22 protein-coding genes are annotated in these 24030 nt (G+C 58.4%); 7 read left to right on the top strand and 15 right to left on the bottom strand.

Features of this window, described 5'->3' with window-relative positions; genetic code table 11:
* The first annotated feature begins 56 nt into the window (after positions 1–56).
* Positions 57–974 carry a sulfate adenylyltransferase subunit CysD gene (gene cysD, locus M5G18_RS10145; RefSeq protein ID WP_007953546.1) on the top strand — a complete coding sequence of 306 codons (918 nt, stop codon included), beginning with the start codon at positions 57–59 and terminating at the stop codon, positions 972–974.
* A 9-nt stretch (positions 975–983) separates the two neighbouring features.
* Positions 984–2882 (top strand): sulfate adenylyltransferase subunit CysN, encoded by a 1899-nt coding sequence (cysN, locus tag M5G18_RS10140; protein WP_273899665.1) that lies wholly within the window; start codon positions 984–986, stop codon positions 2880–2882.
* Between the two features lie 468 nt (positions 2883–3350).
* Here the strand turns inward: cysN and M5G18_RS10135 are convergent, their stop codons facing one another.
* Genes M5G18_RS10135 through M5G18_RS10125 form a run of 3 tightly spaced genes read right to left on the bottom strand, consistent with a single transcriptional unit; the run spans position 3351 to position 6759 of the window.
* Positions 3351–4256 (bottom strand): acyltransferase, encoded by a 906-nt coding sequence (locus M5G18_RS10135; protein ID WP_273899666.1) that lies wholly within the window; start codon positions 4254–4256, stop codon positions 3351–3353.
* Between the two features lie 4 nt (positions 4257–4260).
* Positions 4261–6360: a phosphate acetyltransferase gene (gene pta / locus M5G18_RS10130; RefSeq protein ID WP_273899667.1), complete on the bottom strand. Its 2100-nt coding sequence runs from the start codon at positions 6358–6360 to the stop codon at positions 4261–4263.
* Positions 6361–6420: 60 nt separating this feature from the next.
* Complete coding sequence (locus tag M5G18_RS10125) at positions 6421–6759, bottom strand: DUF3565 domain-containing protein (RefSeq protein ID WP_170928952.1); 339 nt, start codon at positions 6757–6759, stop codon at positions 6421–6423.
* Here M5G18_RS10125 and M5G18_RS10120 point away from each other — a divergent pair.
* From M5G18_RS10120 to M5G18_RS10110, 3 genes are all read left to right on the top strand, one after another.
* Complete coding sequence (locus M5G18_RS10120) at positions 6728–7213, top strand: FKBP-type peptidyl-prolyl cis-trans isomerase (protein ID WP_007959084.1); 486 nt, start codon at positions 6728–6730, stop codon at positions 7211–7213. The two genes, M5G18_RS10125 and M5G18_RS10120, sit on opposite strands and share 32 nt — an antisense overlap.
* 122 nt (positions 7214–7335) lie before the next feature.
* Positions 7336–7818 (top strand): glutathione peroxidase, encoded by a 483-nt coding sequence (locus M5G18_RS10115; protein WP_007959082.1) that lies wholly within the window; start codon positions 7336–7338, stop codon positions 7816–7818.
* Positions 7819–7975: 157 nt separating this feature from the next.
* On the top strand, positions 7976–9079 hold the full coding sequence (locus M5G18_RS10110; RefSeq protein WP_064600676.1) for an NADH:flavin oxidoreductase: 1104 nt from the start codon (positions 7976–7978) through the stop codon (positions 9077–9079).
* On the opposite strand, the gene M5G18_RS10105 is transcribed toward M5G18_RS10110, so the two are convergent.
* Positions 9048–10268: a glycosyltransferase family 4 protein gene (locus M5G18_RS10105; protein ID WP_273899668.1), complete on the bottom strand. Its 1221-nt coding sequence runs from the start codon at positions 10266–10268 to the stop codon at positions 9048–9050. The two genes, M5G18_RS10110 and M5G18_RS10105, sit on opposite strands and share 32 nt — an antisense overlap.
* A gap of 42 nt (positions 10269–10310) precedes the next feature.
* A complete protein-coding gene (cysZ, locus tag M5G18_RS10100) occupies positions 10311–11063 on the bottom strand; it encodes a sulfate transporter CysZ (RefSeq protein WP_273899669.1) in 753 nt (250 codons plus the stop codon).
* 310 nt (positions 11064–11373) lie between these two features.
* On the opposite strand from cysZ, the gene trxB reads away from it, so the two are divergent.
* The gene (gene trxB, locus M5G18_RS10095; RefSeq protein WP_007957204.1) at positions 11374–12336 is read left to right on the top strand and encodes a thioredoxin-disulfide reductase; all 963 of its coding nucleotides are present in this window, start codon (positions 11374–11376) and stop codon (positions 12334–12336) included.
* 63 nt (positions 12337–12399) lie between these two features.
* Here trxB and M5G18_RS10090 read toward each other — a convergent pair whose 3' ends face one another.
* The 9 genes from M5G18_RS10090 to M5G18_RS10050 form a co-directional block, all read right to left on the bottom strand.
* Positions 12400–12738 (bottom strand): HopJ type III effector protein, encoded by a 339-nt coding sequence (locus tag M5G18_RS10090; RefSeq protein ID WP_011332495.1) that lies wholly within the window; start codon positions 12736–12738, stop codon positions 12400–12402.
* Between the two features lie 114 nt (positions 12739–12852).
* Positions 12853–13953, bottom strand: a complete 1101-nt coding sequence (locus tag M5G18_RS10085; RefSeq protein ID WP_273899670.1) for a methyltransferase — start codon at positions 13951–13953, stop codon at positions 12853–12855.
* A gap of 2 nt (positions 13954–13955) precedes the next feature.
* The gene (locus M5G18_RS10080; RefSeq protein ID WP_273899671.1) at positions 13956–14999 is read right to left on the bottom strand and encodes an NAD(P)/FAD-dependent oxidoreductase; all 1044 of its coding nucleotides are present in this window, start codon (positions 14997–14999) and stop codon (positions 13956–13958) included.
* A complete protein-coding gene (locus M5G18_RS10075) occupies positions 14999–16873 on the bottom strand; it encodes a class I tRNA ligase family protein (RefSeq protein WP_273899672.1) in 1875 nt (624 codons plus the stop codon). Before M5G18_RS10075 ends, M5G18_RS10080 begins: the two co-directional genes overlap by 1 nt.
* Positions 16874–16966: 93 nt before the next feature.
* Positions 16967–18202: a diaminopimelate decarboxylase gene (gene lysA / locus M5G18_RS10070; protein WP_273899673.1), complete on the bottom strand. Its 1236-nt coding sequence runs from the start codon at positions 18200–18202 to the stop codon at positions 16967–16969.
* A 14-nt stretch (positions 18203–18216) separates the two neighbouring features.
* A complete protein-coding gene (locus M5G18_RS10065; protein WP_273899674.1) occupies positions 18217–18591 on the bottom strand; it encodes a cupin domain-containing protein in 375 nt (124 codons plus the stop codon).
* A gap of 34 nt (positions 18592–18625) precedes the next feature.
* A complete protein-coding gene (locus M5G18_RS10060) occupies positions 18626–19798 on the bottom strand; it encodes an ATP-grasp domain-containing protein (protein WP_273899675.1) in 1173 nt (390 codons plus the stop codon).
* 132 nt (positions 19799–19930) lie between these two features.
* The gene (locus M5G18_RS10055; protein WP_273899676.1) at positions 19931–21103 is read right to left on the bottom strand and encodes an MFS transporter; all 1173 of its coding nucleotides are present in this window, start codon (positions 21101–21103) and stop codon (positions 19931–19933) included.
* On the bottom strand, positions 21100–22398 hold the full coding sequence (locus tag M5G18_RS10050; protein ID WP_273899677.1) for a SidA/IucD/PvdA family monooxygenase: 1299 nt from the start codon (positions 22396–22398) through the stop codon (positions 21100–21102). The genes M5G18_RS10055 and M5G18_RS10050 overlap by 4 nt, the downstream gene beginning before the upstream one ends.
* 358 nt (positions 22399–22756) lie before the next feature.
* Here M5G18_RS10050 and M5G18_RS10045 point away from each other — a divergent pair, with 358 nt between their 5' ends.
* Positions 22757–23629 (top strand): LysR family transcriptional regulator, encoded by an 873-nt coding sequence (locus M5G18_RS10045; protein ID WP_273899678.1) that lies wholly within the window; start codon positions 22757–22759, stop codon positions 23627–23629.
* Between the two features lie 67 nt (positions 23630–23696).
* Here the strand turns inward: M5G18_RS10045 and M5G18_RS10040 are convergent, their stop codons facing one another.
* A complete protein-coding gene (locus tag M5G18_RS10040; protein WP_273899680.1) occupies positions 23697–23993 on the bottom strand; it encodes a DUF1244 domain-containing protein in 297 nt (98 codons plus the stop codon).
* Between the last annotated feature and the right edge of the window lie 37 nt (positions 23994–24030).

The following is a 24030-nucleotide window of genomic DNA, read 5'->3' as shown; positions in this document are numbered from 1 at the left end:
TTCCTCGCTCGAACACGGCCCGCTGGCCGTTCATAAGAAAGCTTTCGTGAGTAGCCATGGTCGACAAACTGACGCATCTGAAACAGCTGGAGGCGGAAAGCATCCACATCATCCGCGAGGTGGCCGCCGAGTTCGACAACCCGGTGATGCTGTACTCCATCGGTAAAGACTCCGCCGTGATGCTGCATCTGGCACGCAAGGCGTTCTTCCCGGGCAAACTGCCGTTTCCGGTGATGCACGTCGACACCCGCTGGAAATTCCAGGAGATGTACAAGTTCCGCGACAAGATGGTCGAAGAGCTTGGCCTGGACCTGATCACCCACGTCAACCCGGATGGCGTTGCGCAGGGCATCAACCCGTTCACCCACGGCAGCGCCAAGCACACCGACATCATGAAGACCGAGGGCCTGAAGCAGGCGCTCGACAAGCATGGTTTCGACGCCGCTTTCGGCGGTGCCCGTCGCGATGAAGAGAAGTCCCGCGCCAAGGAGCGCGTCTACTCGTTCCGCGACAGCAAGCACCGCTGGGACCCGAAGAACCAGCGTCCCGAGCTGTGGAACGTCTACAACGGCAAGGTCAACAAGGGCGAATCCATTCGTGTGTTCCCGCTGTCGAACTGGACCGAGCTGGACATCTGGCAGTACATCTACCTCGAAGGCATCCCGATCGTACCGCTGTACTTCGCGGCCGAACGCGAAGTGATCGAGAAGAACGGCACGCTGATCATGATCGACGACGAGCGCATCCTCGAGCACCTGTCCGACGAGGACAAGGCGCGCATCGTCAAAAAGAAAGTGCGTTTCCGTACCCTTGGCTGCTACCCGTTGACGGGCGCGGTGGAGTCCGAGGCCGAAAGCCTGACGGACATCATTCAGGAAATGCTCCTGACGCGAACTTCCGAGCGCCAGGGCCGGGTCATCGACCACGATGGCGCAGGCTCGATGGAAGACAAGAAACGTCAGGGTTATTTCTAAGGGGTTGTCATGTCGCACGCATCTGATTTGATCAGCGAGGACATCCTCGCCTACCTGGGCCAGCACGAACGTAAAGAGCTGCTGCGCTTTTTGACCTGCGGTAACGTCGATGACGGCAAGAGCACCCTGATCGGGCGCCTGCTGCACGACTCGAAGATGATCTACGAAGATCACCTCGAAGCCATCACCCGCGATTCGAAGAAAGTCGGCACCACCGGTGACGACATCGACCTGGCATTGCTGGTCGACGGCCTGCAGGCCGAGCGCGAGCAGGGCATCACCATCGATGTCGCCTACCGCTATTTCTCCACCGCCAAGCGCAAATTCATCATCGCCGACACCCCCGGCCATGAGCAGTACACCCGCAACATGGCCACCGGTGCGTCCACCTGTGACCTGGCGATCATCCTGGTCGACGCCCGTTACGGCGTGCAGACCCAGACCCGCCGCCACAGCTTTATCGCATCCTTGCTGGGCATCAAGCACATCGTTGTCGCCATCAACAAGATGGACCTCAAGGGCTTCGATCAGGGCGTGTTCGAGTCGATCAAGGCCGACTACCTGAAGTTCGCCGAAGGCTTGAAGATGAAGCCGACGAGCATGCACTTCGTGCCGATGTCCGCTCTGAAGGGCGACAACGTGGTGAACAAGTCCGAGCGCTCGCCGTGGTACACCGGTCAGTCGCTGATGGAAATCCTCGAGACCGTGGAAGTGGCGGGCGACCGCAACTTCACCGATCTGCGTTTCCCGGTGCAGTACGTCAACCGTCCGAACCTGAACTTCCGCGGTTTCGCCGGCACCCTGGCCAGCGGCATCGTCAAGAAGGGCGACGAAGTCGTGGTCCTGCCGTCGGGCAAGAGCAGCCGCGTGAAATCCATCGTCACTTTTGAAGGTGAGCTGGAACACGCAGGTCCTGGCCAGGCGGTAACACTGACCATGGAAGACGAAATCGACATCTCCCGTGGCGACCTGCTGGTACACGCCGACAACGTTCCGCCAGTGACCGACAGCTTCGAAGCGATGCTGGTGTGGATGGCTGAAGAGCCGATGCTGCCGGGCAAGAAATACGACATCAAACGCGCCACCAGTTACGTGCCGGGCTCGATTGCCAGCATCGTCAACAAGGTCGACGTCAACACCCTCGAAGAAGGCCCGGCGAGCGCGTTGCAGCTCAACGAAATCGGCAAGGTGAAGATTGCGCTCGATGCGCCGATCGCCCTCGACGGTTACGACAGCAACCGCACCACCGGCGCGTTCATCGTTATCGACCGTTTGACCAACGGCACCGTCGGCGCCGGCATGATCGTCGCTCAGCCACTGGCTCATGGCACTGCTACCCATCACGGCAAACTGGCCCATGTAGCGACTACCGAGCGTGCTCAGCGTTTCGGTCAGCAACCGGCCACTGTGTTGTTCAGCGGCCTGTCGGGCGCGGGCAAGAGCACGTTGGCGTATGCGGTCGAGCGCAAGCTGTTCGATCTGGGGCGTGCGGTGTTTGTGCTGGATGGTCAGAATCTGCGTCATGACCTCAACAAAGGGCTGCCGCAGGATCGTGCTGGCCGCACCGAAAACTGGCGTCGTGCCGCGCATGTGGCGCGTCAGTTCAACGAGGCGGGTCTGCTGACGCTTGCGGCGTTTGTGGCGCCGAGTGCTGAAGGTCGTGAGCAGGCGAAGGATTTGATTGGCAAGGATCGTTTGCTGACGGTTTATGTCCAGGCTTCGCCGACTGTTTGCGCCGAGCGTGATCCGCAAGGTTTGTACGCGGCAGGTGGCGATAATATTCCGGGTGAGTCTTTCCCGTTCGATGTGCCGCTGGATGCTGATCTTGTGATCGACACTCAGTCGTTGTCGCTGGATGAAAGCGTGAAGCAGGTGCTGGATCTGTTGCGTAAGCGTGGTGCGATTTAAGCGTTAGCTGCGAATAAAAAAGCCCGCCGATGAGTGATTATCGGCGGGTTTTTTTTGGGTTGTTTGGGGTGAATATCCGTTGTTGCGGTAACGGCGGCTTATGGTTTCGCCCTTACGGCGAGTCACTTTGGCAAACGCCCCAAAGTAACCAAAGGTCTGGGCCCCGGCGTTCGGCACCTCGCTGTGGCTCGGTGTTCCTTCGTTCCGGGATTCATCCGGGGGCATCGCCTACGGTTTGCTTCGCTGCACCTCCTCTCGATGCATGCGGCTGCGCCGCACGGTCGCTGCGCTCCCATCCCCGGATGAATCCCTCCACTCAGCCTTCCGATGGGGCCAGCACGTCAAAAGCGGTACTCGAGCTAACGCTCATTGTGTTGAGTGGTGAAGAGCAGGTGCGGGAAGGGGGGCTTTGCTCTTCCGGGGGAGCACCTGACAGCCAACCACCGTCAGGCGCTCCCACACGGAAGATCAGCGTCGGTTGGGATATTCGCGGTGCATCTGTTCCAGCAATGCATCCTTGTCTTGCCACAGCTGGTTGATCCAGCCTTGGAATTGCAGGCGGTATTCGCCGTCCTGGTCGTAGTTTTTGCCGATGAACTGCGGTGGGATTTTCAGTTCTTCGAAGTGCACCACTACGTCTCGGACGTTGCCGCACAGCAGGTCCCAGAAGCCAGGGCGTCCGCCCGGGTAGTGGATGGTGACGTTGACGATCGATTCCAGTTGTTCGCCCATCGCATCCAGTACGAAGGCAATGCCGCCGGCTTTGGGCTTGAGCAGGTATTTGAACGGTGATTGTTGCTGTGCGTGTTTGCCTTCGGTGAAGCGTGTGCCTTCGACGAAGTTGAAGATGCCTACCGGGTTGTCGCGGAATTTCGCGCAGGTCTTGCGGGTGGTTTCCAGGTCTTTGCCTTTCTTTTCCGGGTGTTTTTCCAGATAGGCTTTTGAATAGCGTTTCATGAACGGGAAGCCCAGTGTCCACCACGCCAGACCGATGACCGGCACCCAGATCAGTTCCTGCTTGAGGAAGAATTTCAGCGGCTGGATGCGTCGGTTGAGTACGTATTGCAGCACCAGAATGTCGACCCAGCTCTGGTGGTTGCTGGTGATCAGGTACGAGTGTTGATGGTCGAGGCCTTGCAGGCCGCTGAGGTGCCAGCGGGTGCGGCGGACCAGGTTCATCCAGCCTTTGTTGTTGCTGATCCAGGCTTCGTGGGTGTGGCTCATCAGCCAGCGCGAGGCGCGGCGGGCGAGGTCGAACGGCAGCACTTTGATCAGCGCCACGAGAAACAGGAACGAGCACAGCAGGATCGTGTTCAGCGCCAGCAGCAGCGCGGCGATCACGCCGCGCAGGGTGGCAGGGAGGAAAGCCAGCATCGGGTCAGATATCCAGAGGTCGGTTGGCAGCCTGAATCGCGGTCAGGGCGATGGTGTAGACGATGTCGTCGACCTGCGCGCCTCGCGGCAGATCGTTCACCGGTTTGCGCAGGCCTTGCAGCATCGGGCCGAGGCTGACGCAATCGGCGCTGCGTTGCACGGCTTTGTGGGTGGTGTTGCCGGTGTTCAGGTCGGGGAACACGAACACCGTGGCGCGACCGGCCACCTGGCTGTTCGGCGCCAGTTGCCGCGCCACGGTTTCGTTGGCGGCGGCGTCGTATTGCAATGGGCCGTCGATCAGCAGCGAGTGCTGTTGTTCGTGGGCGAGCAGGGTGGCTTCGCGGACTTTTTCGACTTCCTCGCCGGTGGCGGATTCGCCGCTGGAGTAGCTGATCATCGCCACGCGCGGGGTGATGCCGAACGCGGCGGCCGAGTCGGCGCTTTGCAGGGCGATTTCGGCCAGTTCGCTGGCGCTCGGGTGCGGGTTCATTACGCAGTCGCCGTAGACCAGCACTTCCTCCGGGAACAGCATGAAGAACACCGACGACACCAGCGTGCAGCCCGGCGCCGTCTTGATCAGCTGAAGCGCAGGGCGGATGGTGTTGGCGGTGGTGTTGATGATGCCGGAGACCAGGCCGTCGACTTCATCCAGCGCCAGCATCATGGTGCCGATCACCACGGTGTCTTCCAGTTGTTGCTCGGCCATCGGCGCGTTGAGGCTTTTGGTTTTGCGCAGGGCGACCATCGGTTCGACGTAGCGCTCGCGGATCAGGTCCGGATCGAGAATTTCCAGACCCGGCGGCAGCACGATGCCTTGCGCCCGCGCCACGGCGTCGACGTCTGCCGGTTTGGCCAGCAGCACGCAACGGGCGATCCCGCGTTCCTGACAGATCGCCGCCGCTTGCACGGTGAACGGCTCGCTGCCTTCAGGCAGGACGATGCGTTTGTTGGCGGCCTGGGCGCGTTGAATCAATTGATAACGGAACACCGCCGGCGACAGGCGCATTTCCCGCGGCGTGCCGCAGCGCTGGTGCAGCCAGTTGGCATCCAGATGGCTGGCGACGAAATCGGTGATGATCTCGGCGCGCTCGCGGTCATCGACGGGAATTTCCTTGTTCAGGCCGTTGAGCAGGTTGGCGGTGTCGTAGGAGCCGGTGCTCACCGACAGCACTGGCAGACCGGCCTGCAACGCGCCACGGCACAGGTCCATGATGCGCGGATCCGGAAGGGTGTCGCTGGTCAGCAGCAGGCCGGCCAGCGGCACGCCGTTGATGGCGGCGAGGCTGACGGCGAGGATGATGTCGTCGCGATCGCCGGGGGTCACCACCAGCACGCCGGGCTTGAGTAGATCCACGGTGTTGCGCATGGTGCGTGCGCAAATGATGGTCTTGGTCATGCGCCGGGTTTCGTAGTCGCCGGCGTTGAGCACCTGGGCGCCCATCAGGTCGGCGACGTCGCGGGTGCGCGGAGCGTTGAGTTCGGGCTGGAACGGAATGCAGCCGAGCAGACGGAAATCACCGGTGCGCAGCAAGGGCGAATGCTCTTTCAGACGCGCGGCGAAGGCGTCCATGCTTTCGTCGGTCTTGACCTTGTTGAGGATCACGCCGAGGACTTTCGGGTCTTTCGGCCCGCCGAACAGTTGCGCTTGTAACTCGACGCGGCCGGACAGTTCGGTCAGCACTTCGTTTTCCGGGGCCGAGACCAGAATCACCTCGGCATCGAGGCTCTTGGCCAGGTGCAGGTTGACCCGCGCGGCGTAGCTGGCGCTGCGGGTCGGCACCATGCCTTCGACAACCAGTACGTCTTTGCCGATGGCGGCCTGCTGGTAGAGGGTGATGATTTCTTCGAGCAACTCGTCGAGCTGACCGTCGCCAAGCATCCGCTCGACGTGGGCCAGGCCCAGTGGCTGCGGCGGTTTCAGGCCGTGGGTGCGGGCCACCAGTTCGGTGGAGCGCTCAGGGCCGGTATCACCCGGATGCGGCTGGGCAATCGGTTTGAAGAAGCCGACTTTCAGCCCGGCCCGTTCCAGCGTACGCACCAGCCCGAGGCTGATGGAGGTCAGACCCACACCAAAGTCGGTGGGCGCGATAAAAAAAGTTTGCATGCGGATTCTCTAAGGGTGCATGGCAATGGCGATCGTCTCTGTGTGCCGATCTGCCGAATTTCAGTCGCCAAGGTTATCGCTAACCGAGCCTTGTGCGCACCAACCGCAAGCAAAGGGTTGGCCTATTTTTTCAATACGTTGCGCCGCGTCCAGGACCCACGCCCGGGACTGCCACGGCGGCAGGTGGCGCAGGTGCTGGGTGTGGCCGCAGGACAGCTCGGCGACCCAGTGGCCGTCCTCGTCCTGATGGAATCCGGTGACGGTCACGGGCGCCAATCGATCCCGTCTGTCCGGGTTCTGTTCGCTTTCGGGCAAATCCTTGTTTAGACTTGTCCGTTCTTCATTCTTATGCAAAAGGTCTCGCCCCATGCTGATCGCCGCCAATAAGGCTGTCTCCATCGACTATACCCTGACCAACGACGCTGGTGAGGTCATCGACAGCTCCGCCGGCGGCGCTCCGCTGGTCTACCTGCATGGCGCAGGCAACATCATCCCGGGCCTGGAAAAAGCCCTGGAAGGTAAAGAAGTCGGCAACGAGCTGGACGTTTCCGTCGAGCCGGAAGATGCCTACGGCGAATACGCCGCTGAACTGGTCAGCACCCTGAGCCGCAGCATGTTCGAAGGCGTTGACGAGCTGGAAGTCGGCATGCAGTTCCACGCTTCGGCGCCGGACGGCCAGATGCAGATCGTCACCATCCGTGACCTGGACGGCGATGACGTCACCGTCGACGGCAACCACCCGCTGGCCGGTCAGCGCCTGAACTTCAAAGTGAAGGTCGTTGCCATCCGTGACGCCAGCCAGGAAGAAATCGCTCATGGTCACGTCCATGGCGAAGGTGGCCATCACCACTGATTTTCTGCGCTAAGCTCAGAGAACTGGAGAGGCGCCCGAGGGCGCCTTTTTAGTCCGCGGCTGTCCTTGGTGGCCTCGCCAAGTGGCTGTTTCGAGTAGAAAACGGGAATCTGGAGTTCGTCATGAGTGCTTTTCACGACCTTAAGTTGACAGCCCTGGATGGTCAGGAGCTACCGCTGGCACCCTTCAAGGGCCAAGTCGTGCTGGTGGTCAACGTCGCCTCCAAATGCGGCTTGACCCCACAGTACGCGGCGCTGGAAAACCTTTATCAGCAATACAAAGGCAAAGGCTTCAGTGTGCTGGGCCTGCCGTGCAACCAGTTTGCCGGTCAGGAACCGGGCAGTGAGCAGGAGATCCAGGAATTCTGCAGCCTCAACTATGGCGTGAGTTTTCCGTTGTCGAAAAAGCTCGAAGTCAACGGTCACGACCGTCATCAGCTCTACCGCCTGCTGGCGGGCGAGGGCGCGGAATTTCCCGGTGACATCACCTGGAATTTCGAGAAATTCCTGCTCGGCAAGGACGGTCGGGTACTGGCCCGGTTCTCGCCGCGCACGGCGCCGGATGATCCTTCGGTGATTACGGCGATTGAAAAAGCCCTGAGCTGAAACACAAAAATCGCAGCCCTCGAGCTGCGATTTTTTTCGCCTGCCTTTTGACCCTTAATCATTCAGATCAATAGTGCTATCGGCTGGTTGAAACTGCGCATATTATCGCCGTCATATGAATCGCATGCCCGTCGATCAATTTTTCGTGGAGCCTCCCATGCCCGTGCAAGCCCTGTTCAAACCGTTCCAGCTCGGTGCCCTCGAACTGCCGACCCGCGTGGTCATGGCGCCGATGACCCGCTCGTTTTCCCCGGGCGGCGTACCCAATTCCAAAGTGATCGAATACTACCGTCGTCGTGCGGCGGCCGGTGTCGGCCTGATCATCACCGAAGGCACCACCGTCGGCCACCAGGCTTCCAACGGTTATCCGAACGTGCCGCACTTTTACGGTGAAGCCGCGCTGGCTGGCTGGAAGAAAGTCGTCGACGCGGTGCACGCCGAAGGCGGCAAGATCGTTCCGCAACTGTGGCACGTCGGCAATGTGCGCCGTCTGGGCACCGAGCCGGACGCGAGCGTGCCGGGTTACGGACCGTCGGAAAAACTCAAGGACGGTCAGGTCGTCGTGCACGGCATGACCAAACAGGACATCCAGGACGTGATCGCAGCCTTCGCCCAAGCCGCCAAAGATGCCCAGAGCATCGGCATGGACGGCGTGGAAATCCATGGCGCTCACGGTTACCTGATCGACCAGTTCTTCTGGGAAGGCAGCAACCAGCGCACCGACGAATACGGTGGCAGCCTGGCCAACCGTTCGCGTTTTGCCATCGAGCTGATCCAGGCCGTCCGCGCCGCTGTTGGCGAAGGCTTCCCGATCATCTTCCGCTTCTCGCAATGGAAACAGCAGGACTACACCGCGCGTCTGGTGCAAACCGCCGAAGCGCTGGGCGAATTTCTCAAGCCGCTGTCCGACGCCGGCGTGGATATTTTCCACTGCTCGACGCGCCGTTTCTGGGAGCCGGAGTTCGACGGTTCCGACCTGAACCTGGCCGGCTGGACACGCAAACTGACGGGCAAACCGACCATCACCGTCGGCAGCGTCGGCCTCGATGGCGAGTTCCTGCAATTCATGGTCAACACCGACAAGGTCGCGCAACCGGCCAGTCTGGAAAAACTGCTGGAGCGTCTGAACAACGACGAGTTCGATCTGGTGGCGGTGGGGCGTGCACTGCTGGTCGATCCGGACTGGGCGCAGAAAGTACGCGAAGGCCGCGAGCAGGACATTCTGCCCTTCAGCCGTGAGGCGTTGATGACGCTGGTTTGATCGCCGTGGGCGGCTTGTCGCGCAGGTCGCGGCAAGCCCCCAGCAAATGGTTTTCAAACTGTTCGACGATGGCCGCCCAACCCTGGCGGCTGGCGTGTTGGCGTGCGTTCAGGCGCACGCAGCGCAACCGTTCATCCTCTTCCAGCAGCCACGCCGCTGCCTCGCAGAACGCCTCTTCATCCCCGGGCATCGCCAGCACGCCGTTGTAGCCATGGCGAATGTGCTGGGCCGCTGCGGCCTGATCGTAAGCCACCACCCCAAGGCCTGAGGCCAGCGCTTCGAGCACGACGTTGCCAAAGGTTTCGGTCAGGCTCGGAAACAGAAAAACATCCCCCGACGCATAGTGCGCCGCCAGCGCTTCGCCCCGTTGCGAGCCGCAGAAAATCGCCTCGGGCAGTTCCTTTTCCAGTGCCATTCGTTGCGGCCCGTCGCCGACCACGATCAGCTTCAGGTTGCGCTGTGGATAAGTGCCGGCGAGCTTTTCGAAACTGCGCTTGAGCAGGCCGAGGTTCTTCTCCGGCGCCAGGCGTCCTACGTGAATGACGGCAATATCCCGCTCGCCGAGACCCCATTGCTCACGCAGGGCATTCAGGCGTTTGGCCGGGTGAAACAACTGACTGTCGACACCCCGGGACAGCAGCGCCAGGCGTTCGAAATGCCGACGCTCCAGCTCCAAACGCTGGCTGACACTCGGCACCAGGGTCATGGCCGAACGATTATGAAACCAGCGCAGATAGTGGGTGAGCAAACGCGTCAGCAAACCCAGCCCGTACTGATGGGTGTATTGCTGAAAGTTGGTGTGAAAACCGCTGACCACGGCAATCCCCAGACGCCGTGCCGCGCGCAATGCCGACAGCCCGAGCGGACCTTCGGTGGCGATGTAGAGCACGTCCGGGCGCTGACGCGTCCAGCGCCGCAGCAACTTGTGCATCGACGACTGACCCCATTGCAACCCCGGATAACCCGGCAACGGCCAGCCCCGGCACAACAACAGCGAGTCGTCTTCAGTGCGCTGCGGGTCGTCAGCCTGACGCGGTCGCACCAGTTCCACCCGGTGCCCGCGTGCGCGCAAACCGTCGCACAAGCGACCAAGGGTGTTGGCCACGCCGTTGATTTCCGGTGGGAAGGTTTCGCTGATGAGGGTGATATGTAGAGCTGTCGTCATGACCTCAGTGTCGGCGGAGGCCATGTCGTGGTTGTGACGTTCGGATGATGGATTTGTGACGCGGGCTCAGCGTTGGGTCACCAGATTCTCGGCCCCGCGCTCGCGCACCCAGAATAGTGTCGCGCCAGCCACCGCGGCCGGCATCATCAGGATGTTGACCACCGGAATCAGCAACACCAGATAAACGATCCCGCCGAAGCTCATGCTCTGCCAGCGTTTCTGCCGCAGCCAGGCGAGCATCTCGTTCCAGCCCAGTTTGTGGTTGTCCGCCGGGTAGTCGATGTACTGGATCGCCATCATCCACACCCCGAACAGCAGCCACAGCGGCGCGGCGACGATGTTCACCACCGGGATGAACGAAAGGATAAACAGGCCGATGGCTCGGGGCAGGAAGTAACCGAGCTTGCGCATTTCCCGCGCGAATGTGCGCGGGACCATGGCGATCAGTTCGCCCCAGCTGAAGGCCGGAAAATCGTCGGTGCCGCGCACCACCACTTCAACCTTTTCCGCGAGGAAACCGTTGAACGGCGCGGCGATCACATTGGCCAGTATGGTAAAGGTGAAGAACACCATCAACGCCACCAGCACCACGAACAGCGGCCACAGGATGTAACTGAGAAAACTCAGCCATTCGGGCAGCGACGGCATCAGCGTGTCGACCCACAGGCTGAACTGGTGGCCGGCCAGATAGATCAATCCGACGAACAGCACCAGGTTGATGGCCAGCGGCAGCAGCACGAACAGGCGCAGGCTCGGGCTGAGGACCAATTTGAGGCCTTCGCGCAGGTATTGCGGGCCGGACAGAACAGGGGCGGGCATAAGGTGCTCCGAGCAAGGGAAAACGCGCCGACCTTACCGACTTTGCAGAACCTGTGAAAGCGCGGCAGCGGGATCGACATTCACTGTAACAAAGACGTCCATCTCGTCAGTGTGTCGGCATAGAGACCACCTATGAGCTGGATTGTTAAACCGTATTTCCTTAATCTTGCCCCCCTCGATACGCTGCACCCAACTTTTTACAGGACTGTCGAGCTCACGCCTTCCCCAAGGTTATCCACAGTCCTTTTTTATTCCCGCCGGCAGTCCGGCGTCCGGCCAGGTGTCTTGGCCGGTCAACAGGAGCAGGTTCATGTCTGAAGTCCGTCATTCGCGAGTGATCATCCTCGGTTCCGGCCCTGCCGGTTACAGCGCTGCCGTCTACGCTGCCCGTGCCAACCTCAAGCCGCTGCTGATAACCGGCATGCAGGCCGGCGGTCAACTGACCACCACCACCGAAGTCGACAACTGGCCGGGCGACGTCCACGGTCTGACCGGCCCGGTACTGATGGAGCGCATGCGCGAGCACGCCGAGCGTTTTGAAACCGAGATCGTCTTCGATCACATCAACGCTGTGGACTTCGCTTCCAAGCCATACAGCCTGACCGGCGACAGCGGCACTTACACCTGCGACGCGCTGATCATCGCCACCGGCGCCAGCGCTCGCTACCTGGGCCTGCCGTCGGAAGAAGCGTTCATGGGCAAGGGCGTTTCGGCCTGCGCGACCTGCGACGGTTTCTTCTATCGCAACAAGCCGGTGGCTGTGGTCGGTGGCGGCAACACCGCTGTCGAAGAAGCCCTGTACCTGGCCAACATCGCCAGCAAGGTCACCCTGATCCACCGTCGCGAAACCTTCCGCGCCGAGAAGATCCTGATCGACAAGCTCAACGCCCGTGTGGCCGAAGGCAAGATCGAGCTGAAACTGAACGCGACCCTGGACGAAGTGCTGGGCGACAACATGGGCGTGACCGGTGCGCGCCTGAAGAACAACGACGGCAGCTTCGACGAAATCAAGGTCGACGGCGTGTTCATCGCGATCGGCCACACCCCGAACACTTCGCTGTTCGAAGGTCAGCTGGAGCTGAAGGACGGCTATCTCGTGGTTCAGGGCGGCCGTGAAGGCAACGCCACCGCGACCAGCGTCGAAGGCATCTTCGCCGCCGGCGATGTGGCTGACCACGTTTATCGTCAGGCCATTACCTCGGCCGGCGCCGGCTGCATGGCGGCACTGGACACCGAGCGTTACCTGGACGATCTGCAGAACGTTTCGTTCTAAGAACGCAGGCAAAGAAAAACCGGCCAATTGGCCGGTTTTTTTGTGCCTGCGATTCGCTCGGAATCAGCGGCGGGTCAGCGGTTGCGCTTCGAACTTCACGCCCGCCAGACCGTGCTGGATCAGCGCACGGATATTGCCGTGATCGCTGCCTTCAGGCGTTGCCACGACCGAGCGGTAGTGTTCGCCGAACGCCAGCAGCGCTTCTTCATCGCTCAAGCCTTCCAGCAGCGCCAGCCCCAGGGTCTTGCACGAGCCTTCGTTCTGCCCGGCCGCGTTTTCCACGCCACCGTTGTTGAACGCCTGAGGCTGGTAGTCGTAACCGGCGGCGATGAAGGACAAGGTGTCGGCAAAAACGTGTTCGCCGCTCTTGAGGCTGGCGCGCAGGGTGTTCAGATCACTCATGACTTACGACTCCTTCTCACTGTTACATGTGATATTCACAAATATATTCAAGAACTTACACATGGTAACTTTTTCGGGCCACATGCGCGCCGGGCAATCGCAGGGGCGTGAAAGTTATCCCGATGCCTTGCTGGCAAGCACGGTGTCGCGACAGCCATGTGCGCGATTGAGCTGCACCTCGATGTGATCGAACCGGTTCCCGGACAGTAGCGCCACCAGAGAACGGGCGCTGAAATTCTGCCCGCCCTCGGTCAGGATCTGTACATAGAGACTCATGAGCGCCGGCAGAATCGGTCCGGCCAGATCATCGTCCAACAAGGTTTCACTGACCGCCAGACATCCTCCTGGCTTGAGATAATAGTGAGTATTGGCCAGCAGCTTGACCTGGTAATCATGACTCCAGTCCCCCAATACAGCGGAGATCAGCACTACATCGAAGTCAGCCTCGGTCAATGGCAAACGAGCGAAGATATCCCCTGACAGGCATGAAATTCGATCGCTCAATCCCTTGCGCCCGACTTCGGCGCGGGCGAAACGCGTGGCTTTTTCCAGATCAATCATTGTGATCTGCGCCTGAGGAATCGCCTGCGCGATTTCAATGGACACCTGCCCGCCGCCGCCCCCCAGATCAAGTATGCGTAACGGAGTGGCAGAACCGACTCTCGCGCTCAGCGCGTCGGCAATACGAGTCCCTGCGCCGGTGCTGAACGTGTTCATGGCCGTCATGAACACATTGAAGTCTTTCTCGCTTTTATCCAGCTCGGCATAGAACTCATTGGTATCACTTTGCGCCGAAGACAGGTGCAGACGATCAGAGATCGGTTTGCCGCTTTTAAGCGACTCGGCTAGCTGACCGAACAACGGATAGACATGACGGCTATGGTGCTCGATCGCCGAACAAATATTGTCCGTGCTGTGGCGGGAAAGCAGTTTCTGCGCATCGCTTGAGCTGAAGAACTTTTCATCTCGCTCAATGATCAGTCCCACCGACAAACCGAAGGACACCAGTTTCTGGACCTGCGCCGCACTTAGCTGGCACGCGTCGGCCAATTCGCTGATTGCCGTTCCTGATGTCTCATCCAGATGACTGAACAGATCGACCTCGACACAACCGAATAACGAGGCAGACAACATATAGCTATTAACCAGGGTGTGAATCAATGCTTCGGAACTTGGCAATTTACCGCGAAAGTCAATCGTTCCCTGATTCTGCATATCTATGATCCCAGTATTGAGTTGATGTAAGCCAAAGTCCTGGCCGGTGCGTACTTGAAAGCGGCTCCTTCGCCGAAAGCAAATACATGTGTGTGTGCCGGCAACGCGGTTTGCGCCTCGGGTGCCAGTGAGGCGAAGGCGTCTGCCGAGCGGGTGGTTCGCACTTCGGAGAATGAAAGCGGCAAGGGTGCGAACCGCTGCAAATGTGCCAGGGCTTTGTTCAGGTGAGCGTCGGCGCGGTCAGGCAGATGGTTTGGCGCAACGTCCCAATCCGGCTGAGGAATGCCAAACAGAATCTCGCCGCATGCGGTCGGACGAGCATGGAAGCCACTGTCGTGTTCAACCACAAAGGGCAGATGTGACAGGTTATGGCCTGCAAGCCGATGAACGGTGATGGTTCGATTGCGCACTGCAACCGGCAGTCCCAGGCGTTCGAGCAGGCTCGGCGTCCAGTAACCGGTGGCAAAGATCACCCCATGCGCCACGTAACGCCCCGCTTGCGTCAACAAGTGCCGTGCACCGGCACTTTGCTCCAGAGCCAGAACCGGATGGCCGAACCGGAAGGTCACCCCAAGTCGCTCGCATGCTGAGCGCAGTGCATGCCATGTGAGCAGGGGATCTCTGAAACCGGCGTGCTCATCTTCCACGGCGTAATCCACAGCCTTCCATTCAATATGTGGTCTGCGGGCCTGAAGCTGCGCACGTGAAAGAACCTGCAGGCCCCTCGCACCGGCCCCGTCCAGCACACCCTCGGCGGCTGCCGCACCGAAGCAGTAGTAACTCGGGCAGGGACGGAAATCGCCAGCCAGGCCCAGTTCCGAGTAAAAACCGTGGCTTTCTGCAACCTGGGCGCTGACAACAGGGTCAGGGTCGAAAAAACGTATCCCGGCCCCGGATACAGTCGAGGCGTTTGTCACCTGGGACATCTGCTCGATGACACACACACGCAGCTTGCGTCGGGCCAGGTGCAGTGCGGTGCACAGACCGACGAGCCCGGCACCGACGACGAGCCAGTCGTAGTGGCTCAATACCTGGCGTGAGCTCATCAGCGATCCAGCTCGCCAATCACTTGCGGCATTATGCAGCCCAAGTGCAGGCGCAGCAGCGCCACGGCTTCGGCCTCCAGGTACATGCTGGTGCGCCGTTCGCCGTGATCGGCCGAGTCCTCGAAGTCGTCGGCGGTCATCCGCTGGAAACGGCTTACCACATCAAGCAGCTGTTTGACCGAGCTGGCGTACTGTTTGACGGCATAGCCGTTGGGAACACCAAGGGCGTTGCCCAAATGGATCTTGTGCCGATTGAAAAACGTGTCGTATTCCTGGTGCAACCGAGTCCAGGAACCGGGCTGGGGGACGACTCCTGCGAATTGCCCCTCAAGTCGCTGCCGATGAGTCGCGAACAACCGCCCCAGATCAGCCAGAGTGCTTTGACGAAAGCTTTCAAATTCACTGCGATCATAGTTTTCGCGGTTGACGTCGGGTCTTTTCAACGACAGGTAAAAGCGATACCAGTCAGCAACGGCCGGTGAGGTAAACACGTCGTTGGCCCAGATCGCGTGGTTGCGACTGGTGGAGAATTTCAACTGATCCAACAGCAGAAATTCATTGACCACGAACGTCATCTTCAACGCCCGCACACCCAGCGCGGCAAATAACTGTGGGTACAGATGGGCGTAATAGAACGAGTTGTCGAAACCCATCAGGTGAATGATTTCGAAGTCTGCGGCATTCAAGCGTTCGATTGCCCGCCCGACATCACTGATTTCTTCGCCAAATACACTTTTGTAAATGGCGGCCAGGTAACCGGCAGCCATTTCGATCCAGGCCAGATAAGATTGCCCCACCAATTCCGGATGTCTTGATGGCACGCCCCATTCGCTGTGGAACGTCACCACATAATCCTCTTGTGCGAGCGCTTGTTGCTTGAGCAAGTACTTCTCGAGTTTCGGTGGCGCAGTGACCTGAAAACCGGCGTGTACAAAATCGGCAGCGCATCGGCCCAGATCCAGTACACCCTTTTTGCCTTGCCGCAGCGTCGGCGCCGAACCGCACAGGTTGCACGACACATCATGCAGGTTGTAGCTGTTATTGGGACTGCCGCAGTCTTCGCACACGCACCCGTTGGAGGGCGCCTGGCAGGTGGGACAAGCGCCCCGGGCAAAGGCGTCAAATACTTCGATCCGGCAATCGGCACACCATGCGATGTCCTGCGGTTTGATCTGCAGAATGTCTTTGGCCAGCAGGCGCTGAATGAAGTCGTGGACGAATTCGAGGTGAAAATGGCTGTCGCAATCATGCACGTCGTCGTAATCGATACCGGCATTATCAAAGGTGCTCAGGATCGATCGACTGAAATGTTCATAGACTTCGCGGGCAGAAATGTCCTGTTGCCGAGCCTTCAGGTCGACATAGGATTGGTGCTTGTCCAGACCGACAATCAGGCTGGCCGGTGTGCCTTGACTCTGTAGATAGCGCTTGATGATATCGGCACAGATGTAAGGCCCGGAAATATGCCCCAGGTGCAGATTGCCGTTAGGTGTCGGTGGTGGAGTAAACAGGATCTGGCGAGTGGTCCGGGGTTCGGATTGTGATTCTGCGTCTTCCCACCAGATACTCATGAACTCGACTGGCGACTCAGGATGAGCCTCGATGTAGTGTTCGCTGAAAGGCTTGATGTAAATAACATCCCCGGCCGAGATATCGCTTCGAGTATTGTCCTGAACAAACGCTCCATGACCGGATACGATGATGAACGTTTCATGTTCGTGATGCAGATGCGGTTGGCTTAGTGTCCCGGCTTCAACCGTGACACACGCAGAACCGAAGGGTGTACGCAGCGAAGGCTCAGGATAGATACGCTTGATCAGTGCATTGTATTCATGACTGGATTTGAACTGTTGGTGCTTTCTGACGACTTCCATGCTTGTCTCCCCAACTTGCAAAATGCTAATCACCGGGCACACGAATCCCCGGATGCAGACTTGTGTCTGCATCCTTCATCCGTTCTTATTGTTTTAAATCGTTTCTAGCGAAAGTAACTCGTCGAAAGTCTGACGACGACGAATGACCCTGACCGAGTCGCCATCCAGGAGTAATTCCGGGATTAACGGTCGGGTGTTGTAGTTGGATGACATGCTTGCACCGTAGGCGCCGCAATCATGGAAAACCAGCAAGTCATCCACTTGCAAATCCGGCAGCAATTGGTGATCGATTTCGCCGTTGCTCTGCTGAGTGAATACGTCCCCAGCCTCGCACAACGAACCCGCCACCACGGTATTGCGCCACCGCTCCCGATCCAGCACCGGGATTTTCTGAATGGCGGTGATCTGGTGAAAACTGCCATACATGGCTGGCCGCATCAGATCGTTGAAGCCGGAGTTCACCAGCACGAAATGATTTGGCCCGACATCCTTCTTCGCTCTGACCTGAGTGACCAGGCACCCGGATTCTGCGACCAGAAGGCGCCCTGGTTCGATCTCCAGCGTCACCGGGTGCCCAAGATGTGCTTCGATCTGGCGACGCGCCAGATCCCAGATCCGGAAGTACTCGTCGATGTCGATCTGCGGGTCATTGTCGCGATAGGCGATTGGCAATCCGCCCCCCGCCGAGATCGCCGAAATATCGAACGGGCAACGCAATACGTGCTCGACCATGCTTGCGCAGACACGTTGCAGGTGCTCGTAATCGACGCCGGAGCCAATGTGCATGTGCAGACCCACCAACTCAAGACCGTAGGTTTCGATCAGTTGGTAGCATTCAGCCAGGTTTTCATGCCAGTTGCCGTGCTTGCTGCTTGGGCCTCCGGTATTGGTTTTGCGGCTATGACCGTGACCGAATCCCGGGTTTATCCGCAACCAGACTTTATGCCCGGGACTTGCCTTGCCCAGTTGCTCCAGCATTTGCGGGGAGCCGGCGTTGACCGGAATGTTCAGTTCGATCACCCGCGCCAGCGTCGCTTCGTCCAGGACGTCACAGGTGTAAACGATTTGGGCATGTCCCTCATCGTTGCGAAATCCGGCTCTGTGAGCTCGTTCAATTTCGCCCAGTGACACCGCGTCGACCATGGCGCCCAGACTTTTCATCAACTTGAGTATTTGAATGTTCGGATTGGCTTTCTGCGCATAGCGAATCACATCGAATGCGCGCAACTGCCCGGTCCGGCGACGAATGGAATCGGCGTCATAGAGCCAGAACGGCGTACCGAACTCGTGCGCCAGTTGGTTGATCAGTGAATCGTTGAAGTTGTTCAAAATGAGGTATCCGTTCAAGGAGTCGGAGGGCTGAGTTCGTACCAGACATAAGACTTTCGGGACGGTTCGAGCACATTCCATTCGCCCTTGTAACCGGCGGGAAAGACCAGTTGCATACCGGGTAAAAACATCAACTGGGAGCCGTGCTCGTCTTCGATCATGATCCGCCCCTCCAGCAGGCTGGCGAATTCATGCCCGGTGAAATTCACCGTAAAACTGCCCACGCTGCATTCCCAGATCCCGACCGAGAACAACCGGTCCGCGCTCTCGAACTGTTTGTGAAAAGTTTGTACCGGACGACCCTGCGTGCACTTTTCCGGTGGTGTTGCGTACTCGATCAATTCCATGGCCTGGTTGGCCAAGGAACGAATGTGGCGATTGTCGAACATGCTTTTATCTCGTGAAGGCGTTGGCAGAACCGGCTCAGTTTTGTTCGATTTCAAACAGGTCGGCTGAGAGCCTGGCGGTTTGAAACATGAAGTCAGGCGTGTCCTGATGCTCGATCGGCCAGAACCATTCCACATGCCCTTCCCGGGTTTCGAAGTTCTGCGCGTCCCGGTCGGAAAAATCTCCAACGCCTTTGTAAAGGCTGAGTTCGTGCACACCCTCGGGCAGTGCAACGGGATTGATACGGGTGATCCTTCCGGGTGCCGCCTTCAGGAAAGCGACGGCCGCCGTTCCGCGATGCTTGATCAGGGGCATGTCGTCCCAGATATCGCAATAGCTCTTGGCATGCAGGGCATAAAGGTCGATGCCCAGCGAGCGATAAACCAGGTCGATGATGCGGTCGCCTGCGGGCCGGGCGCCGACCTCGATAATGAAAGGCACACCGTTGACGATCTTGATCTCGACGTGTGATACGCCACGTTCGATACCCAGCGCCCGACATGCCTTTTCGGCGGTTACGCACAAGGCTTGGTAATCCGTCCCGGCATAGGGAACGATGTGACCCATTTCAGCAAAAAAAGGACGTGGCGACAGTTGCTTGTGGGTGACGGCCGCCGCCTTGCACTCGCCAGGTCTGCAATAAACTTCGACGGAGACTTCAAGCTCGCTGTCGAGAAAGGCTTCCAGATGAATCCGTTCAGGATCGATGTAAAGAATGTCCTTGTACTTGTGCAACAACTTCGCGGCGTCATCAATCGCCACCTGCAACTCCTGCGGGTTGCTCACCAGACGCACACCCCCACTGCCACCGAAGACACTGGGTTTGAAAATGACCTTTTCCTGATCCTTGAAAATGTAGCTGGCGACACCTTCGTTGACCGCCAGGGTCGGCGCCACATTCAGCCCTGCCTTGGCCAGTTCGGTCTTCATCAGTAATTTGTCGCGGCAGCGCAGAATGACCTCGTCACTGTGGAACGGTATTGCGTATTGCCTTGCTATCGCAGCGCCAGCCTCCAGAACAAAATCATTGACCGGAATGACCGCTGCCGGTGTGAGGCCGGTCTTGCGTTCGTAGTCTTTGACCGCCTCAAGCGCGCGCACCGGATCCAGCAGGTACGGGCTGACGATGTAGTCATCGGCCAGGCTGGCTGCCGGCCTGCGCCGCTGGGCCAGAACCTCGCCTGGATAGGCCAGCACCACAACGGCCATGCCCAGCGCACGTGCGGTACACAACACGGCCCGCTCCCTCATGGGTAAATCGGCGCCGATCAACAAGGCGTAGCGATTGGATAAGGTCATATCGAATCCTCAAACTCTTACGTAGTTAGGGTGCCGTCTTTATCAGGCGCTGGCAGATGCGGTGTTCGCTTGCCCTTTGGCGAAACGAGTCGCAGAGGTCTGCAGCAGGAGCGCGATGGACAACGTGATCATCAGGAACGGCACAAACCAGGCCGTATCGATCATTGCCAGTTGCAGGCTCAGAACCAGCAACAACACCGGAGTAGCCAGCGCATTCGCTCTGCTGACACAAAGGCCGACGGCGGCCTCGCTGTAGCGATAGGCGATCGCAGCGCGGATATGCACCCGGGCGCCGCCAAATGCCATGCCTAGAATCAGCAGACTCAGGGCTTTGAGCACAAGTGTGTCAGGCACCAGGAACCAGACCAGAGCGGCGGTGATGGCAAGTGCAATCAGCCCGGACAGGAAGACCAAGAGGTTACGGCCGGTATTGCCCAGAATGATCAGCACACCGATCAACGCCATGCCCATGCCGAATACGGCGTCCAGCACACCTAACTCAAACAGCGCCCAGCCATGGCTCGACACGTACACCGGAAGCATGAAGTTGAATGCTCCGAGGATGGGCCAGATCAACACCATTGGAATGAACAGGGTCAGTGGAAGCTTCGCCGGCGCTGCGAGGGCACTGCCTTCCCGGGTTTCAATCACGGCGGCACCATTTCGGGTGTAGCAGACCACGGCGACGAGCAAGAAGCTGACGCCCAGAAGAATGGAAAACCCCATGCCGGTCAGAATCGGCATCAGGCCGGCCGCCAGCAACGGTCCAATCATCAGCGCCGCCTGGCTGGTGGCGGTGGTCGCACCGCTGATGCGTCTGACTGTCGCTTCATCCATACCGCGCTGAACCTGGGTAAACCACATATCCAGGCTGGCTTCCAGCAACATGAATATCAGCCACACAAACAGATTGGTGATCAACAGCCCGACCGTGATATCACGGCACACCCCGGCGACCAGGCTTAGACCTGCGAGACAGACCAGGAACCAACTGCTCATCTGGCGTCCGTTCATTCGGGTCGACAGGCGTTTGATCATCATCGGCGTAACAAACGCCGGAATGAAGGAACAGAAAATCGCGAGTGCCAGCGGCAAGTAGCCGCCTTCATCCTGATTGAGAATGGTCCATGTCAGGGAAACCAGCAGTGCACCGGAAAACAACCGGTAAACCGTGGAACAGATTAAAAAAACGATCAGCTCTCTGTGTGTTTTCATGTCGTCAATGCTCCCTGCAAGACTCTGTCATTCAGCGTGTTGACGATTTCCCCACCCACTTCATGGGACCGCCGTGAAATAACCGAAAGCAATGTATCGCTCAGTCCATGGGTATGTTCCGACATGCCCTGGATATAAATGTTGGGTTTGAAATTGTCATTCATCTGCAACGCGTAATGACGGCTCAAACGCGGTATGTGTGCAGGCTCTGCCCAATAAGATTTGAGGGAGTCCAGCAGCGCCAGGTTGTTCCGTCGGCTGTAGCCGGTAGCGCAGATGACGACGTCCACTTCAAGTTCCTGATATTCGCCATCGAGCGTCGAAACCAATGTGACGGACAACGCATTATTGTGCTCGACCACCTCGGTGAGTCGTTTGAACTTGAGCATTCCGAAGCGATCGACATTCCCGCCAATCGTGGCTTCGTATTCTTCGCGATAAAGGCTTTGGATAATTGCCAGATCGGCCACCGAATAGTTGGTGTCGAAGTGTTTTCGAATCAGTGCCTGGCGATTATCCGGATCCAGGTAAAAAATCCGGTCGATCATTTCGTTATCAAACACTTCATTCACGTATTCACTGTCATCGGCTTGCTTGAATCCGATACCACTGCTGGCCACTCGAACATCTGCATGACGATAATGGCTTATCAGGTGCTGATAGATCTCCGCGGCGCTCTGTCCGGAACCCACGACCAGAAAACGATAGCGTTTGTTTTCGTCGTATTCAGGCAGCTTTTCCAGCAACTGCGAAGAGTGGAAGACGTGGGGGCTGGCGCACGCCACCGGCATTGCCGGTTCACCGCCAATGGCAATAGCGAGGTTTTGCGTCCTGACGACCTGTGTGTTGCCCGTCAGCGTGTCATTGACGGTTACATCAAGTGCGACGACGTGATCACCTTCTTTAACCGGTAAAACCGATTGAACCCATGATGAGTAACGCGTCACATGATTGAAGTGGCCGGCGACCCAACGCAGGTAATCGTCAAATTCCTTGCGACTGGGGTTGAAGTCTCGCAGGTTGGCGAAAGAACCCAGTCGGCGATGTTCATGCAAGTAGTTCACAAATGTGAAATGACTTTTTGGATTGCGCAAGAAACAAAGATCTTTCATGAAGGAAATTTGCATCTTGGCACTGGGTAGCATCATCGGATGGTGCCAGCCATGTTTGTTCTTGGCTTCAAAGAACATGATTTTTTTGCCTTCAGTCTCTTCTTTGTAATCTTCATAAAGCGAGACTGCCAAGCCAATATGCGAAGGACCAAAACCAACGCCAACCAAATCATGCATGTCCATAAGTTGACCCCTCACCCGGGTCGATTCCGGTTAATCCGTTGGTAAACCTGATCCGCCTCTTGCTCGCACGCGCCTGCTTCCGATGATCATGTCGGCACCGCTGAATGACGGGCAGCTGATCTCGGATCTGATGGGCAGAGTGGCAGAGGTTTATTTTGTCGGGCCAGTGTAGTTAGATGGCCACTACATTCAAAATATCATTTCTTCGGAGGGGGCTTTCATTTCTGATATGCCCTGAGCAAGGCTCAAACAGCCACGCATGCTATGCTCGCTGGCGCTTTTCAATGGGTTCAGGCGGTATCTGTCTGGGGGTAGAGTGAGATTCAGTTTCAGGCAAGTCGAAATATTCTGGGCGGTCATGACCACCGGCAGCGTGACCAAGGCGGCGGCATTGCTCAAAACCTCACAGCCGACCGTCAGCCGTGAAATCGCACGATTCGAGCATGTCCTGGGGCTCAAACTGTTTGAGCGAACACAAGCGCGCTTGCAGCCAACTACTCAGGGGCTGAGTTTGTTCGAGGAAGTGAAAACCTCCTATTACGGGCTCGAACGCATCCACAATGCGGCGCAATCGATCAAGAATTTCCAGAGCAGTCTCACGATCGCATGCCTGCCTGCTTTTTCGCAGAGCCTGTTGCCTTATGTGTGTGGTCGGTTCATCAATGCGTTCCCGGAGGTGAACATCAACATCACCCCGCAGGAATCCCCGTTGCTTGAGGAGTGGATGACAGCCCAGCGGTATGATCTGGGACTGACTGAAAACAGTGAAACGCCGCCAGGTACTCGATGTGAAAACATCTTTACCGGTGATGAAGTGTGCGTGCTGCCACTCAGTCATCCGCTGTGCGACAAAAAGGTGATTACGCCTCTGGATATGGCTGGTATCAACATGGTCAGCCTATCGGGCCAGGACCCCTACCGGATCATCTTCGACAAGATTCTTGCCGACGCCCAGGTCAAGACGCGCACGGTTGTAGAAACCCACAGCGCAGCAGCCGTCTGCTTCTTCGTTCAGCAAAACGTCGGGGTCGGTATCATCAATCCGCTGACGGCCTTGAGTTTTGCCGATCAGGGTGTGTGCTTGCGGCGGTTTTCGATCTCGATACCGTTTTCCGTCAACCTCATCAGACCGCTGTACCGCCCACAGACGCCAGTTGCTACCGCCTTCATTGATGAGATGAAGTTGAGCTCCGACGAGTTGCACCAACAGCTTCACACTTTGCTGGGGTAGCAACGAAGTGGAAGCTGTCTGATTCCCTGTATGTCAGGCATGCCTGTTTTTGATACTTGGCAAGGGCCTAACCCTTGGGTTTTCCTTTGGCGAACGCCGCTTGTTGTTCGGCGCTGGCTTCTTGCTGATATTGGGCTTTCCAGTCGGCGTACGGCATGCCGTAAACCACTTCACGGGCATCGTCGAGGCTGACCTCGATCCGGCGCTCGTCGGCCTCGGCCTTGTACCACTTGGACAGGCAGTTGCGGCAGAACCCGGCGAGGTTCATCAGGTCGATGTTCTGCACGTCCTTGCGGCTGTCCAGGTGGGCGACCAGCCGGCGGAAGGCGGCGGCTTCGAGTTCGAGGCGTTGTTGCTCGGTCATGATGGGCTCTGTGCAGTCAAATCGTGGCGCGGATGAT

The organism is Pseudomonas aphyarum (assembly GCF_028657055.1).
Lineage (GTDB): Bacteria > Pseudomonadota > Gammaproteobacteria > Pseudomonadales > Pseudomonadaceae > Aquipseudomonas > Aquipseudomonas aphyarum.
This window is presented reverse-complemented; position numbering and strand designations above follow the sequence as displayed.

Coding starts and splice junctions, on each gene's coding strand:
- cysD (WP_007953546.1), top strand. CDS start 57: ATGGTCGACAAACTGACGCATCTGAAACAGCTGGAGGCGGAAAGCATC.
- cysN (WP_273899665.1), top strand. CDS start 984: ATGTCGCACGCATCTGATTTGATCAGCGAGGACATCCTCGCCTACCTG.
- M5G18_RS10135 (WP_273899666.1), bottom strand. CDS start 4,256: ATGCTGGCTTTCCTCCCTGCCACCCTGCGCGGCGTGATCGCCGCGCTG.
- pta (WP_273899667.1), bottom strand. CDS start 6,360: ATGCAAACTTTTTTTATCGCGCCCACCGACTTTGGTGTGGGTCTGACC.
- M5G18_RS10120 (WP_007959084.1), top strand. CDS start 6,728: ATGCTGATCGCCGCCAATAAGGCTGTCTCCATCGACTATACCCTGACC.
- M5G18_RS10125 (WP_170928952.1), bottom strand. CDS start 6,759: ATGGAGACAGCCTTATTGGCGGCGATCAGCATGGGGCGAGACCTTTTG.
- M5G18_RS10115 (WP_007959082.1), top strand. CDS start 7,336: ATGAGTGCTTTTCACGACCTTAAGTTGACAGCCCTGGATGGTCAGGAG.
- M5G18_RS10110 (WP_064600676.1), top strand. CDS start 7,976: ATGCCCGTGCAAGCCCTGTTCAAACCGTTCCAGCTCGGTGCCCTCGAA.
- M5G18_RS10105 (WP_273899668.1), bottom strand. CDS start 10,268: ATGGCCTCCGCCGACACTGAGGTCATGACGACAGCTCTACATATCACC.
- cysZ (WP_273899669.1), bottom strand. CDS start 11,063: ATGCCCGCCCCTGTTCTGTCCGGCCCGCAATACCTGCGCGAAGGCCTC.
- trxB (WP_007957204.1), top strand. CDS start 11,374: ATGTCTGAAGTCCGTCATTCGCGAGTGATCATCCTCGGTTCCGGCCCT.
- M5G18_RS10090 (WP_011332495.1), bottom strand. CDS start 12,738: ATGAGTGATCTGAACACCCTGCGCGCCAGCCTCAAGAGCGGCGAACAC.
- M5G18_RS10085 (WP_273899670.1), bottom strand. CDS start 13,953: ATGCAGAATCAGGGAACGATTGACTTTCGCGGTAAATTGCCAAGTTCC.
- M5G18_RS10080 (WP_273899671.1), bottom strand. CDS start 14,999: ATGAGCTCACGCCAGGTATTGAGCCACTACGACTGGCTCGTCGTCGGT.
- M5G18_RS10075 (WP_273899672.1), bottom strand. CDS start 16,873: ATGGAAGTCGTCAGAAAGCACCAACAGTTCAAATCCAGTCATGAATAC.
- M5G18_RS10065 (WP_273899674.1), bottom strand. CDS start 18,591: ATGTTCGACAATCGCCACATTCGTTCCTTGGCCAACCAGGCCATGGAA.
- M5G18_RS10060 (WP_273899675.1), bottom strand. CDS start 19,798: ATGGCCGTTGTGGTGCTGGCCTATCCAGGCGAGGTTCTGGCCCAGCGG.
- M5G18_RS10055 (WP_273899676.1), bottom strand. CDS start 21,103: ATGAAAACACACAGAGAGCTGATCGTTTTTTTAATCTGTTCCACGGTT.
- M5G18_RS10050 (WP_273899677.1), bottom strand. CDS start 22,398: ATGGACATGCATGATTTGGTTGGCGTTGGTTTTGGTCCTTCGCATATT.
- M5G18_RS10045 (WP_273899678.1), top strand. CDS start 22,757: ATGACCACCGGCAGCGTGACCAAGGCGGCGGCATTGCTCAAAACCTCA.
- M5G18_RS10040 (WP_273899680.1), bottom strand. CDS start 23,993: ATGACCGAGCAACAACGCCTCGAACTCGAAGCCGCCGCCTTCCGCCGG.